The following is a 14,376-nucleotide window of genomic DNA, read 5'->3' as shown; positions in this document are numbered from 1 at the left end:
GTCGCCCCATCAGGAATTGTGAGCCCGTCGGCTCAACCACGTTGAACCCGGAAAAACGAGTGGTAGAGAAAGACGTCGCTTAAACAGAGAAATCAGTGCCAACTGTCTTGAAAAACACCGGCCGCAAAAGCATCCCAATTTGATTGCCTTGCGCAACGATTCTACCCGTTGGATCTCGTGTAACATTCATAGATACGTCGTAATTCCCTAATGGATATCCATCTTTGTGGAGGACGAACTGGTCTCCGTTGCCAATCGTGTTCACGAAGGCGATAGTGATTCCGCGGCCATCTTTGATGGGTTCTTCTGCCATAAGGCTCTAACCTCTTTTGACGTAATTAACATAAACCCGTGCGAAATTAGATAATTCCCATCAGTTTCGCCAGCGTCTGCACGTGAATAAATGTTACTGTAGTCCATTCTATTTTAAAATCTCCGTCTTAGTAGCACCTAATCTATGGGTTTCAAAATCAACAGTTTCATTGGCCCAAATTTGATCGGCTTTGATTTTCAAGTATGGAAAGACTTCCCACTATATATAGACATCGGACCTATTTTTCGACCGTAAAACAGGCCGCCGAAAACCTTTGAATATCAACCGGTCATTGCCAGAAATATTTATTCACGGGCTTTAATTCTGATCACGCAATAAATATTTAACTCGTAGGTCCGTTACAAAGCGCCATTATATTAGCGAAAAACTCATCGTACCTAATTAGATAAAACTTGAGCAGAATTTACCTAAATTTCAGCTCTATCCAAAAATAATGCTAAATAAGAAGTATAGCAAATATAATCCTGAAGCAATCGCTAGAAATATAATATAGCCAAGAATTTTACCAACGATAATAGACGCAATTGCTATTACAAAAAATATCCCGATCAAAAAAATCCAAACCGCTGCATATCCACCAAATAATCCGAAAAAAAACAGAACTGAACCTTCGAAAAGAGAGGCATCCAAAAGAAAACCTCCAATCCCAAATAAGAGTGAGAAGAACACTCCTGAAACCACTGCTATGCTATTTGTGATCTCGATTACTCTGTCGGTGTCGAAGTCAAAATCCAATTTAGTTTACCTGAGCGATGAGTTTATATAAACAGCCCCAATTATTTTACAAAAACATATTCTCAATATTTTTTTCACAAAATAAACTCTCTAGAAGTCGTCGAAGCTAAAAAAAGACGGGGAAATTCCCATTCAAAATATGAGAGAATTAAAAGCTTTAGATGCCGAATTTTTCGACATCTAAATGATTGAATAAAATATTAAATTTAGAGCAGCGTTGTCAAAAAATTACCTTTTCCAACAGGTCTGCCTTTCTCGTCTCTTGTTTCATTGGATTTAGGATCATACCTTCCTTTCAAAACACCTTTATTATCCCTTATCTCTAACTTCCCGTCTGACAATGTTTTTATTCTACCTAGCAGTACGCCTTTGTTGTCTCTTAGCTCTTGGTCTGCCATATATTTCTCCATATTGTAGGGCTGAGGAAAACTGCGACTTACGCCCCGTGTTCAGTCGCAGCCTGATGCTTGCATAAACAGCGGTTTGGGTCGAAAGCCCTAGAAACCGCCCTCAAAAGCGCCTCACAGACACGTACGGAACCACTCTCGATTCATAAAGTTTGTTATCCAACTATTGCCCTCGATCCTGATCAATGGGCGAACAGTGCCGTTCGTCGCCGACGCATTCCGCTCACCCTCTTTACGCACACTTCGTCCGTAAATCAGTGGTGAAACGACCGCAATTCAGAACAGTGTAGACCATCGGAGGATCCTGCTCAGCGCTCAGCGTTTACTCTAATTGCTCCGAGAGCGATAAACCACAAACACCAACAGCCAACTCAGAAATCCTCTCTCTCCACGCCAGAGTCTTTAACCACCGTTTCGGGATAGCCCCAACGCCCCAGGCCGCCCCCGCAATCTGCCCTGTTACGGCCCCAACCGTATCTGCATCGTCCCCAAGATTTACGGCATTGATCAAAGCATCCTCAAAGCATTCTGAGTGATAGCAGCTCCAAAGAGCCGCCTCAAGAGTATCGATTACATAGCCGCTGGATGAAATCTGATTGCGAGTATAGTGCTTGAAGAATCCGTGTTTGATACGGCCGATATTCATTGCCCGTTCCCCAGTGTCCGGCAACTCTTCCAGCAGTACTTTCAGATCTGCGCCTTCACGAAGTTCCCATAGAATTGCGCCCAAAAGCTCTGCGGCATCCAGACAGTCCACACTGCTATGGGTTGTTCGGCTACTATTCACCGCATACTCCAACGCCGTTTCCCGATCACCAGCGGCGATCACAGCCGGGGCTAGGCGCATGATACCGCCGTTACCGCTAGCAAACGGATTATCGGTTCCCGCATAGCTAACCACCGTTCGGGAAAACCGGCGCAGCGCATTTCGGGTGGTGTTGCCGATATCAATGCATTTTTCCTGGCAGGCCATATAGCCATCATTCATCCATCGCACGTAACGGCTCAGCTGATCTTTTGAATCAAATCCGCCAAACTCGATCAAGCTTTGTGCTAGGCAAAGAGCCATGGCTGTGTCATCGGTCCATTCGCCGGGTTTCACATGAAAGGCGCCTCCGCCGATCATTTCGGTATGTAGTGGGAAACTGTCACGCCGACGAAATTCCACGGTGGTGCCTAACGCATCACCCACAGCCAAACCAAGTAATGCACCTTTGCTGAACTCATTGATATTCGTCACACGCTTCTCCTAATCGATGTAAACAGATTAACGGACCATCACGTCAGATCACGTCGCATCCAAGAATTTCCTGTTGCGACGCCGTCTGACGGAATAAAAGTTCATACTTGAGCTCTCTTTGAGGAGATGCCTATGACAAACGACCAAACACCCGCCATCACATACGACATCATTGGCGATGTACACGGCCACCACGACAAGCTGATCGCGCTACTGCAAAAGCTCGGATATCAAAAGCAGAACGGCGCCTGGGCCCAGATCGGTTATAGAGCGGTTTTTGTTGGTGATTTGATCGATAAAGGCCCGAAACCTGCAGCTGTTTTGAAAACTGTTAAAGCCATGATCGAGGCGGGGGCAGCAATGATGGTCGTAGGTAATCACGAACTGAATTGGATCCAGGCAGCCGCGGACCACACCGGGGATATAATAGCCTTCATGGATGCCACCGAAAGACATTACAGCCGATGCCAACTCACGAAAACTTTCAAGTATGAACCGAAACAGCTCATCGAGACCTTTCAATGGCTGCGCAACCAGCCGATTTACATCGAACAAGATGACCTTCGCGTGGTTCATGCCTGCTGGGACGAAGAGGCTCTCACAACCCTGAAAGTTGCGGGTATCGATTGCCTGGACGACAAAGCGCTGGCCGGATACCGTGACACCTACTCGGATATCTATTTGGCGATTGACCGCGTCGTAGCTGGTTGCGCCCATCAGTTTCCGCCCAGCCAAAACCACAACACTACATTCCGAAGCACGCGCCGTCGTATCCAGTGGTGGCCGGAAGATCGCGTCGCCATAAATCCGATTGAACTACCTATATACGCCTGCAAGACCAAAGGGCCCGATGCTGAAAAAGCACCCGTGTTCTTTGGCCATTATGCGATGGTTGGTACGCCAGACACCGTCGGCCCTAACATCGCCGGAGTGGACTACTCCGCAGCCTACGGAGGCAAACTCACAGCCTATCGCCACAAAGCCGGTCAACCGCTTGATCGCGAGCACTTTGTTACCTAAAACCGAGCGGGTCGGGCAACGGCTCTGCTAGTCAGTTTCGTAATTACAAATCGGACTGGACGTTGTTGTGGCGAAACTTATTCCTCTTTTTGAATTCATTGACCAGAATGCTCTACCCAACAGCGAGCGACGGGTACTCCAGAATCTTAACAAGCTGAATTTCCCGAGTCTGGAGGTATATTTCAGCCTGCCACCGGCGCGCGGAAAAACAGGGCACGTTCCGCAGTGAGGTTGACTTTATACTCTTCCACCCTGCCCACGGCATACTAGTTTGGGAAGTCAAAGGCGGCGGAATTTCCTACCGGAATAACTAAAGGCTTTCCGAGAGTAACAGTGGCACCCGTCCCATCAAAGATCTGGCCAATGTACCGGCCATTGAAGTGCGAGTGGACCAGATACAATCGCGGCTGGTTCAGTTAAACAACTCACAAGTCTGAGCTTTGGAGCTATCGCGTTTCGTGGCGCGGGTACCGGGAAAACATTACTCGCCCTGTAAAAGGCAAAAGACCTGACCTAGGATGGCAAGCACGTCTTGGCGTTGTGCCTCAACAAGGCCCTTGCAGCTCATATCCACGATGTTCTGTGGGAGGCGGACGAAGAACTCGAAGGATAGATTACCACCTCCAGTTTCCATGACTTCGCCAGAGCTCTGATTGAAAAAGCAGGCTTGCCTTGGTAGCCACCCGAGGTTGCCGAGAACAAACCCGAAATTTACGAGGAAACCGTACTGACCTTGCTTGGCCGATGCCGCGGCAACATTGGAGCAGAACTACGACGCTCTGCTGGTGGACGAGGCTCAGGACTTTAACCCGCTTTGATGGATTGCACTGGATTCCGTTCTGAAATCGGATTTCCAGGTCATTCTGTTCGCAGACCCGCCTCAGAATTTGTACGGCCGTGATTTCGAAATACCTTCAGATGTGCTCACGGGCATGCTGCCCTACCCGTTCCAGCTTATGCACAACTGCCGAAATTCCCTCGAAATTGCCGAGTGACTGAGCAACCGCTTTGATTATGCAAGTGTGCCTGCACCACATTTACCGGCCGCCAACGAAGGGGTCCGGGAGCATCAGTGGAAGCACATCGATGACCAAACCAAACAGCTCAAAACGGCCTGGCAAGAACTCAAAGAACGAGGCGGCAAAGCAGACCAGCTGGCCATTCTGAGCCCTTATCGCCCCGAAAACTCCAGCGGCATTCGCGCCTTGCAGTAACAGTTCCCTGATGAGGCCTTTGCAGTCAGTACGATCAGCGGCTACAAAGGCCTGCAATCCCCCTTCGTGTTCCTGGTAGACATGAACACCGGCGCCTTCGCCTCCCGCGAAGACCTCTGTTACGTGGGCGCCACCCGCGCAACCGTAGGGTTACAAACCTTCTCCCGAACCTGACGGGGTCTGACCCCAAAGTTGTTAGCGTCATAGGTTGTCGCATCCATCCCTCATACTCGTTTCACGCTAGCCAGAGGGGGGGATTTAATGGCGGACTATGAGGATTACATCACCAGAGACAGTGTGGGCGGAGCAAGTATTGTGGGGTTCCAGGGTACGGCTCTGGAAGTTGACGAGCCCGGTGTTTTTGCACTTGATATCCTTGATGCTCCGAACCTGGAGACTATTCACTTCAAGCGCTTGAAGTCCCTCAAGCGTCCTCATCTGGTGCTGAGTAACCTCGCGCAACTTTCGAATCTTGTCCTGCCCTCCGGGCATCCCGGCGCTATTGTCCACTACAACGCTGAAAAGGCTCCGAAGCTGTTTGTGATCAGTGGTGCCGTCAGTGAAATCGATGCAGCCTGGAAGGACGTCCAGACTCGACTCGAATCAGCGCCGGGCCGTCAGCACTGGACCCGGGTGGTTTGCTGCCCGGCCACCCACAAGCCAGCCGAGCCCTCCGGGAATGGCCTGGTGATCGTCACAGGGGACATGCCCCCTGAACACGATCAACTGGCTCTGGGTGCAGATAACGACTGGCTACTGTTGCAGGTAAACGGGCTGCGCCATGTCCAGGTGAACACATCCGGCAAAGTGGTCCTGCAGCAAGTTCCCGAGTTGCGCACGATTAATGGTTCCGGCCACGGCCTGTCACTGGAGGTATACGACGCCCCTGCCCTCAAGCGAATCTCCGGTACCGGCGAACGAGCCATCGTCTATCAGAGACAGGCACAGGCTAAAGAGCTGACCATTGCAGACAACTGGAAACACGCCCGCATCCACAGTAAGACGCTCTGCAGTCTGAATTTCCCCGACGGTGAAAGCCTGGCTCTGCACCACTGCAACGCGCTGCAGCAGGTCAACCTGCCGCTGGGAATGGATGTAGAGTGCTTCGGTGCGTTGCCCGCCCCACTGATGGCGAGTGCCCGTTTTTACTTCGACGAATCTTCGCTGAACACTTGTATGGACCGCTTCAAAAGCGGAGAAGCCGGCCAGCTACACGGCATATTGAGTATTCTGGCCAACGCCCACGAGCGCGAACAGGTGGCGCTCAGCCTGCAGAAAATCCGCGAGCTCTGTGAGCTGGGAGTGGCACCGGGACTTATCTGGCAAACCCGGCGTGAACTGGCCGCAAGGCATCGGGATAACCGTGGCAAATCAAAAGGCGCGAAACGCCCTTTCAACGAAGCCGCAATGGCCAAGGCCGATCTCTACTGGCACTGGAAATTCCCGGAGGATTTGGCGCCCCAGGGCTGGGAGGCAGATCTCAAAATCTGGCAGTACTGCCAACCAACAATCTCGGCCGCCGCCGACTACGGCGACATTATCGCCTGCACCTGCAGTAACGACACAGCATTAGATTCTCTGCTGCGTCTCGCTGCAGACATCCGCAATGGCAACGACCTGTTCCACCTGGCTATCCGTTGCATGGTGGAGTACCTAAACAAAGGCGAAGACTACCTGCTCAACCGGAATCGAAGCCAGCAACGGGATCCGACCCTACGTATCGTCCGCCTACTGATTGGCGACCGGGCAACCGGAGATGACAAACGCACAGTGATTGCCTTTCTGTGCGATGTACTGCCCCTCAAAACGCTGGTCCAGTCAGTACCACCGATCGTTCATCTTTGCCCGGGGGTATTCCGGGGCGTGCTGATGGCGCTGGCCAGAAAACCCGGGGGCTGGTTCGTGCAACGTATCGGCACATTTCCCTTCTACAAACAGGGCAACAAGATCGAAGAATACCGGCGTCGACTCATTCAGATCGCCCTCGCCCCCTGTGTCGCGGAAGACGGGGACGAGGCAGACATCTGCCAGGAAGCCGGAAGCACCTATTCACTGTTTGAAGGAGAAGCCTGATATGACCGACCAAAACCGCACCACACGTTACGCCACACCAGCCCAGATCAGCGGCATTCTTGGCCACCAGCTGTCGCTGCTCGGTGAACAGCCGGAACTGGCGCACCAACTGCCGCCGATCATGCTATGGGGGCCGCCCGGCGTGGGCAAAAGCTCCATCATCCGGGACGTATGCGAAAAAGCCGGTGTCGGATTCATCGACATTCGACTGTCACAGCGTGAACCAGTGGACCTTCGCGGCTTGCCGGTGCCGGATGGCGATTCCGTAAACTGGCTTATCTCCGGCGAATGGCCCCGGGATCCGGATAGCCGCGGCATCATTCTATTCGACGAAATCACGGCGGCAGACCGTTCTTTGCAAGTAGCTGCCTACGAGCTGATCCTTGATCGTCGCCTGGGCAACCTTTACAGCCTGCCAGATGGGTGGCTGATGGTTGCGGCCGGCAATCGCGCCGAAGACCGCGCTGTCGCGCAAACCTTCTCCAGCGCCCTGGCCAACCGTTTCTGCCACCTGAATGTAGAAGCCGACCTGGACAGCTGGTGCCAATGGGCCGCCGCCAACCAGTTACACCCGGACATCATCGGGTTTGTCCGTTTTCGCCCCGAATGCTTCTTCAATATGAATGGAAGCGTCGAGCAAGGCTGGCCCAGTCCGCGCAGCTGGACGCGCGTTGCCAGCACCCTGGCCCACGCTGGTGACAGCCTGAATGAGGACACCTTGAGTTTGGTCATTCAAGGGTTGGTTGGCTCAGCTGCCGCTACCGAGTTCCTGGCGTTCCGCCGCTGGAGCAAAGAACTTCCGGACATCCCCGCCATGCTTCGCGGTGACTGCCCCGTTCAAATTCCGGAGCGTGCCGACCAGCGCTTTGCCTTCTGCAGTAGCCTGGCCCACCACATCTGGAAAGGCCCAGCGAATCAACAGCAGAAACGCCTGGATCAGTTCTTCAAGATCAGTCAGGCGCTGACTTCGGACTTCGCCACCCTTGTCCTGCTCGATGCCACGGCTGCAAACGGCGATGCTTTTCAGGAGCAAAAAGCCATGGACATGTTCTGCCACCCGGCATTTGAAGCCTGGAGCAACAAACACGGAAAAGTGTTCAACCAGCACATGGAGAAAGTGGCATGAGCGCTATCAAATGTAGCGAGCCACAATGGCCAAGTGACGAGGACCAGGCACTGAAGCAGGCCTTGCGGAAAACCTGCGAACAGGACCGCGCCCTGATGATGACGGCCCAGCCCTTCACTGCCATGCTGGCCATGCAACTGAACCTGATCCCCGTGGTGGATAGCCGACTGCCTACCGCCGGCACTGATGGCAAAAACATCTTTTTCAACGCGCGGTTTATGGCCAAACGCAGCGAAGCAGACCGGCGCTTTATTCTTGCCCATGAAGTCTGGCACTGCGCTATGGGTCATTTCAGGCGACAGCTTGGGCGGGACTCATCACTGTGGAACCAGGCCTGTGATTACGAGGTAAACCACATCCTGAGCGCTGAGCTTGGCCATTGCCCGACCGATGCCTTGTGGGACCGTCGATTCCAGAACCTGTCCGCCGAAGAAGTTTATGCCCGACTGCGCGATGGAATAGAACAACCCAGGAAGGGCCAGGCTGTTCTGGACACCCATGATCTGGAAAACGCTCAAAACACAGACCGGAATGACCTGGTTATCGACCCGGACTTCAATCCGGAAGCACCAGCCACCAGCCAGGACGAACAGGCCCTGAGCGAAGCCTGGCGCCAGCGATTAATTGCCGTTGCCCAGCAGCGTGAAAGAATGCCGGGCAACCTGCCAGGGCATCTGCGCCGCATTGTCGATCAAATCCGGGAACCACTGGTCCCCTGGCAAAAACTGCTCACCCGCTTCCTGCAAAAACAGCAAGGCGGTGACCGCCAATGGCTGCCACCTTCCCGAAGGCACGTTCATCGGGGGCTTTATCTGCCTAGCCGTAAAGGTAGCTTCCTGGAGCTGACCGTTGCCCTGGACAACTCCAGTAGCTGCGCCGGGGATATACCTGCCTTTCTGGCAGAACTTAAAGGACTGTTGTCCGCCTTTAACCGGGTCAGCCTTCGGATGATGGTCTTTGATACAAAAATACACAGCGACCAGATATTAACCGAACAGGACCTCCACCGATTGAACAAACTGGAAATCATCGGGGGCGGCGGAACCGATTTCACCCCCGTGTTCGAAGCCTGTCACCAGAGCCCACCACAAGCCTTGATCATTCTGACGGATGGCTATGCGATGGCTCCTGAGGATGCCCCGGGATATCCAGTCTTATGGGTGCTCGCGGAAGATGGGCAACGCCCGGTAAAATGGGGAGAGAAATTATCAATTGGGGGAGCGGGCTGATCAGGAATGGAACCCGATTCCACGCTTACCAACCTCACCCGACTGCAAAACCTGCTCCTCCTCCAACGTCTTCAGAACACGCCTCAACACCGGCCGTAACCCCAAAAGCTGTATCTGGTTCAAAGCAGTCTGTACCAGGCCCGGCGTAATGGCAGTGAAGTCTGCCAGTGCCGACTCCGACAGCTCTGCCACTTTGTCAGGATCCGCCACGCAGGCGGCTAGCAATCCCCGCAACTGGGTGCTGTCCAGATACCCGAAACGTACCTTTAGCTGAAAGCGGCGCATCACTGCAGTATCCAAGCTTTCCATGCGGTTGGTTGTGGCCAGGAACACGCCCTTGAATCGCTCCATACACACCATGAACTCATTGGTCATAGCCACTTCCCAGGATCGATAAGCAGTATCACGGCTGAACAGAAACGTGTCTGCCTCATCCAGAAGCAGCACCGCGCCAGTGCGTTCGGCCTCTGTAAACATACCGGCAATGTTCTTCTCCGTTTCGCCCACAAAGCAGGATTGCAGGTCACTGCCGCTGACCAGGTTAAACGGGCGGTCCAGGCGCTTTGCGAGTTCGCTGGCGTAGGCCGTTTTGCCAGCTCCCGGCGGGCCATAAAGGCACAGGCGTGCCGGCTGGCGACGTCGAAGCATGCGTTCTACATTGCGCAGGTTGGGGCTGGTTTGCAGCCAATCCGTGGAAAATGGCAGGGAGGCCTGGCTTTGCTCTTTCGGCTCAACGCTAACCTTCACTGGCTCACCCCGGGCAAGGCTCAGACGATCTTCCAGAACGGACACCAGGCGCTGCTGGTTACGCTGCGGCTGATGCACGGGCAACAAACTCCCTACGTCACGCAGATTATTGGCCAGGGCCGGCGTCATCCAAGGCTTTTTCGCCAACGCAGCCACCCAGTCAGGGGTAACCGGCAGACCATTCAGGGTTCCCGCCACATGACTTTTCCGGCGCGTGCCGTCATCCTGAATGGGCAACACCAGGGTAAAGCGGCGCAAAAAAGCCGCATCCATATGGTCAACCCGATTGCTGATCCAGATGGTGGGTACGCGGTTTTGTTCCAGCAGCTTATTGAACCAGCCTTTCGCCAGAGCACGATGGTCCCGGAAGGCGTCTTCCATTTCATCGAACAACACAACCACCTGCGAACGATCTTTCAGAAACGACTGAGCCAGACACGCTGCATCCAGTCGAGCGGAACCGGTCAGTGCTCGCTTGTCTTCCCTGCTCGTTGGCACTTCAAGTAACGGTAAATCCATACTTGCGGCCAAAGACAGGGCCAACTGGGTTTTACCGGTTCCGGGCGGACCATACAGAAGAATATTGGCCCCCGGTGCACCAGAGTCCACGACCCGGCGAAGGTAGTCGATAACCAACTGTAAATCGCCCATACCGGAAAACGCAGACAACGGGAACGACGCCGCAGGCGCCTGCGGACATATGGTCTCAAAAATCAGCCGCGCAACGTCACCATCTTCTTCGCTTCGCTCAGTCAGTACCTCCATCAACCGGCCCAGCAGAGGACCAGGCATGATCAGGTCACCCACTTCAGCCCTGGCATGCATTCTTTTCTCTGACAGCAAACCCGCTACCGTCAACGTTTTTTCAGCGTCCAGGGCATCGGAGACTGCCGATACAGGCTCGCGTAATGCCCAGGCTATTACACGCAGGGTGTGATGGACATCCACCGTCATCACGTCGTTGATGACATTGCGGAACCAGTGGAACTGGCTGCCCAGAATGATAAACGTCAGCATTTTCAGTTCTGCCGGTTTAAGATTCAGCCGCGCTTGTAACGTCTCAAGCAGCCTATCGAAACCCAGAACAGGCGGAACTGTCGCCGACGCTATCTGCTGCTCCAATGCCTGCTGCCGGTTCTTAAGGGCGGCCATGAAGTCCTCCATTTTTTCCGGCTGGACATCGAACAGTCCCAGCAAATTCGCCTGATAGCTGGCATCCTCCCGGTCGAAAGAGAGCTTGGCATCCGGCGCGCCCATCAGGCGGCACAGGTATAATTGCAGCAGCATCCTTGCGTCCGGGCTGGGGTTGTCTACCCCCCGCGTTACATCATGCTGATCAGTCAGATCACTCCACTTCATTCACCATCCTCCTGCTGCCAAGGAAAACAGTGTAGAGGCCCTTCGCGACAATTCCTGACGCATCCGACGGCAATACTGGCTGATATCGGCCATTGCCCGTAAACTGACTCGCTAAATGACCCAATACAGAACACCAGAATTGGAAACTCCATGAACCTGAACGAACGCGCCACCGGCGGCCTGATTGCGCTAGCCTGCGGCGATGCCCTGGCCAACCATGTGGAATTCAGCCCCCGGGGCAGCTACCAGATTACAGGGATGGATTATCGCAGCGGACCCTTACCCACCGGGCAGTGGTCTGACGACACAGGGCTGGCCCTGTGCCTGGCGGAAAGTTTTATCGCCGAGAGCGGGTTCAATCCGAAGGACCAGATGTTGCGGTACGAAGGTTTTTACGAGCGCGGCGAAGGCTGGCCCGGAAAGTACCGCCTGGCGGCCGGTAACACCCTCGCCCAGGCACTCAAGCAATTCAAATACACCGACGAACCCTTCTGCGGCTCCACCCACCCGTTAGCCGCAGGCAACGGCGGCCTGATGCGGTTACTGCCTGCGGTTCTGGCAGCCTACCCGGATCACGATCGCATCCGCCAGTGGGCCAGGGAAAGCACAAGAACCACCCACGGCGCACCTGAATGCCTGGAAGCCAGCGAATGCCTGGCCCTTATTCTCGCCAGCCTGCTCAACGGCGAAGACAAAGCCACCGCCCTGCAAGCCGCCAAATCCGGAACCTGGGCCAGCCCGAAAATCCGCGCCATTGCCGAGGGCCAGTACCAGAGCAAAGCCGATGCGCTGATCAAAGCCAAAGGCTACGTAGTAGACACCCTGGAAGCCGCCCTCTGGTGTTTCGCCGCCACCGATACTCTGGAAGTCGCCCTGCTAAAAGCTGCCAACTTGGGCGATGACTGCGATACCGTGGCCGCCATCGCCGGGCAACTGGCCGGCTGCCACTATGGGAAGGCGGCCATACCGGCGGACTGGCTGGATAAACTGGTGAACAAGGATCGCATAGAATGGCTGGCGCAGAGCCTGATCGACCTGAACCCTGACACAACCGCCAACCCGGAAGGCTGAATACCCCATGAGCGATCAGCTGAGACGGCAAATCGAAATCCTCAAGTTGCTGCCCCGCCCCGGCCTGGCCAAATCAACCGGGGATATTCACAAACAGCTAAAGGAAAGGGACCACGATGCTTCCAAACGCACCGTAGAGCGCGACCTGGAAAACCTGCTGGAAGTGTTCCCCATGTCTGTCTACAAGGAAAGCAAACAGGGCACCAACGGACGCACCAATTACTGGCACCTCACATCCCTGAAAGGCCTACTACCGGAAACCCTGCTGAACGACAACGACGCCGCTCTGGCACTGACGATGCTAAAGCAGCAGGCCTACAACCGCCTTCCTCGCAGCGTGGTAAAGCGGGTAGATTCTCTTTGGCAGCAAGCCACCACAACGACAGAGACCGACCAAAACGCACAACGATGGATGCAGCTTCTGCAATACCTGCCGGACCCCATGCGGCCGGAATCCCCAGCCATAGATTCAGACGTACAAAGCACCATCGAAGAAGCACTTGCTAGTTCCGATGCGCTAAATCTAACCATGCTGACACTGGATGGAGAAATCGAATTCAAGAAGCTGCTGCCCCTTCGGCTTCTGCTACAAGAAGAAATCCTGTACTTGCTGGCCGAATACCCTGATGCCCAGAGCATGGACGACAGTATCCAACTGCTACCCCTGCACAGAATCACCAAAGCGGAAGCCCGCCTGAGTCATAACGACAGCTCCCTGGAACCTGACCTGGCCCAGGCCCACGCCCTGGGAATGGAAGACAGCATACGATTGGTGATCCGGATAAACCGGCCACTCGCCGAGGCCCTGTTCAACCGCCCAATCGGGCGCGAGCAAAGCCTGATGGAAGATGCAGACAACCCGGGCCATTACCTGGTGACCACCTACATCGACAACAGTCCTCAGCTACGGCGTTGGTTAACAAGACGCAATGGCAAGGAACTGGAAATTGTGGAGCCGGAGGACTTAGTCTGAAATACTCTGCCGCTGTGCAAACCGCCGCAGTGACTTCTCTAGCGGCACCAACCAGAAATCCACACCCTCAAAGCGGCATAGTCCTGATTCGTCTTCCAAAAAAGCGAGCAATCGCTGATACCGGTGACAGCCGTCACCCGGCGCAACATGCAGATAGATGGCTCCAAGGTATGGAGTGGCTAGCGTCCCAGGAGAACAGTGGAAACATGGCTCCCAGCCGAAACTATGATCATCGAGCCAATGAATAATCGCCTGCCGCTCCGATATACGCTCCCAAGGTGTATCTTCTGCCGACACGGGCTCAGGAATGTTACGGAAGGACAAAAACAGAATGTCCCGCTGCTCGCGGTTGCCTATTTCGTCGGTGGTAGCGATCAGTTGTGGCATCATTGTCAATCCCCGAAGCTTATTTCAAAATACGTTATTATAAATCGAAGGCTATAAGCCAGCGATGGAATTACTGGCCGTGTTATCGCTGATTTTGAAACCTGTTCAACATCTCTTTAAGCGATCTCGACAGAAGGTCTAGCTTGGTCTATCGTTTTTATTAAGTTAATAAGTCGTAGTGGCTTACGTCCGCTCAACATTCTCAACGTACTAACTGTAAGCTGTTGTCACCGCTCAGGGTTTAGTCAAAGTTCAAGCAGAGCAGGAATACTCAAGCGTAAATATCTTAAGCCAAGAATAGTCAGGACTAACATTGCAATTAATTATCAGAAGATCACTATGTAGTGGTTCAATGATTCCGGACACCAACGTAGGTGGTAAGATCGCCACCATAAACGAGGTGTCTGATGACCAGAAAGCGACGTTCTTTTTCTCCTGAGTTCAAACAGGAAGCAGCCAGC

14 protein-coding genes are annotated in these 14,376 nt (G+C 53.8%); 8 read left to right on the top strand and 6 right to left on the bottom strand.

All coding sequences use genetic code 11. The features are described from left to right. Nucleotides 1-79: 79 nt before the first annotated feature. The 4 genes from QPL95_RS18055 to QPL95_RS18040 all read right to left on the bottom strand — a co-directional run bounded on the left by QPL95_RS18055 (nucleotide 80) and on the right by QPL95_RS18040 (nucleotide 2,716). A complete protein-coding gene (locus QPL95_RS18055; protein ID WP_303292320.1) occupies nucleotides 80-313 on the bottom strand; it encodes a hypothetical protein in 234 nt (77 codons plus the stop codon). Nucleotides 314-754: 441 nt separating this feature from the next. After that, nucleotides 755-1,069, bottom strand: a complete 315-nt coding sequence (locus QPL95_RS18050; protein ID WP_303292319.1) for a hypothetical protein — start codon at nucleotides 1,067-1,069, stop codon at nucleotides 755-757. A gap of 206 nt (nucleotides 1,070-1,275) precedes the next feature. After that, entirely contained in the window at nucleotides 1,276-1,467 is a 192-nt protein-coding gene (locus QPL95_RS18045; protein WP_303292318.1) for a hypothetical protein, read from the bottom strand. Nucleotides 1,468-1,798: 331 nt separating this feature from the next. Further along, on the bottom strand, nucleotides 1,799-2,716 hold the full coding sequence (locus tag QPL95_RS18040; protein ID WP_303292317.1) for an ADP-ribosylglycohydrolase family protein: 918 nt from the start codon (nucleotides 2,714-2,716) through the stop codon (nucleotides 1,799-1,801). 132 nt (nucleotides 2,717-2,848) lie between these two features. Here QPL95_RS18040 and QPL95_RS18035 point away from each other — a divergent pair, with 132 nt between their 5' ends. The 6 genes from QPL95_RS18035 to QPL95_RS18015 all read left to right on the top strand — a co-directional run bounded on the left by QPL95_RS18035 (nucleotide 2,849) and on the right by QPL95_RS18015 (nucleotide 9,378). Next, a complete protein-coding gene (locus tag QPL95_RS18035; protein ID WP_303292316.1) occupies nucleotides 2,849-3,736 on the top strand; it encodes a metallophosphoesterase in 888 nt (295 codons plus the stop codon). Between the two features lie 1,022 nt (nucleotides 3,737-4,758). Beyond that, the gene (locus tag QPL95_RS18030) at nucleotides 4,759-4,950 is read left to right on the top strand and encodes a hypothetical protein (RefSeq protein ID WP_303292315.1); all 192 of its coding nucleotides are present in this window, start codon (nucleotides 4,759-4,761) and stop codon (nucleotides 4,948-4,950) included. 33 nt (nucleotides 4,951-4,983) lie between these two features. Next, entirely contained in the window at nucleotides 4,984-5,124 is a 141-nt protein-coding gene (locus QPL95_RS18570) for a hypothetical protein (protein ID WP_368389770.1), read from the top strand. An 87-nt stretch (nucleotides 5,125-5,211) separates the two neighbouring features. After that, on the top strand, nucleotides 5,212-7,023 hold the full coding sequence (locus tag QPL95_RS18025; protein ID WP_303292314.1) for a hypothetical protein: 1,812 nt from the start codon (nucleotides 5,212-5,214) through the stop codon (nucleotides 7,021-7,023). Between the two features lies 1 nt (nucleotide 7,024). Beyond that, entirely contained in the window at nucleotides 7,025-8,149 is a 1,125-nt protein-coding gene (locus QPL95_RS18020; protein WP_303292313.1) for a MoxR family ATPase, read from the top strand. Next, nucleotides 8,146-9,378 carry a VWA-like domain-containing protein gene (locus QPL95_RS18015; protein ID WP_303292312.1) on the top strand — a complete coding sequence of 411 codons (1,233 nt, stop codon included), beginning with the start codon at nucleotides 8,146-8,148 and terminating at the stop codon, nucleotides 9,376-9,378. Before QPL95_RS18020 ends, QPL95_RS18015 begins: the two co-directional genes overlap by 4 nt. Here the strand turns inward: QPL95_RS18015 and QPL95_RS18010 are convergent, their stop codons facing one another. Then, nucleotides 9,379-11,484: an ATP-binding protein gene (locus QPL95_RS18010; protein WP_303292311.1), complete on the bottom strand. Its 2,106-nt coding sequence runs from the start codon at nucleotides 11,482-11,484 to the stop codon at nucleotides 9,379-9,381. Nucleotides 11,485-11,634: 150 nt separating this feature from the next. On the opposite strand from QPL95_RS18010, the gene QPL95_RS18005 reads away from it, so the two are divergent. After that, nucleotides 11,635-12,555: an ADP-ribosylglycohydrolase family protein gene (locus tag QPL95_RS18005; protein WP_303292310.1), complete on the top strand. Its 921-nt coding sequence runs from the start codon at nucleotides 11,635-11,637 to the stop codon at nucleotides 12,553-12,555. A gap of 7 nt (nucleotides 12,556-12,562) precedes the next feature. Beyond that, nucleotides 12,563-13,528 (top strand): WYL domain-containing protein, encoded by a 966-nt coding sequence (locus tag QPL95_RS18000; RefSeq protein WP_303292309.1) that lies wholly within the window; start codon nucleotides 12,563-12,565, stop codon nucleotides 13,526-13,528. Here QPL95_RS18000 and QPL95_RS17995 read toward each other — a convergent pair. After that, complete coding sequence (locus QPL95_RS17995; RefSeq protein ID WP_303292308.1) at nucleotides 13,520-13,918, bottom strand: hypothetical protein; 399 nt, start codon at nucleotides 13,916-13,918, stop codon at nucleotides 13,520-13,522. The two genes, QPL95_RS18000 and QPL95_RS17995, sit on opposite strands and share 9 nt — an antisense overlap. Between the last annotated feature and the right edge of the window lie 458 nt (nucleotides 13,919-14,376).

Source organism: Marinobacter sp. SS5-14b (assembly GCF_030541005.1).
Classification (GTDB): domain Bacteria; phylum Pseudomonadota; class Gammaproteobacteria; order Pseudomonadales; family Oleiphilaceae; genus Marinobacter.
Note: the sequence above shows the minus strand (reverse complement) of the source record. Positions and strands in the feature narration are given on the sequence as shown.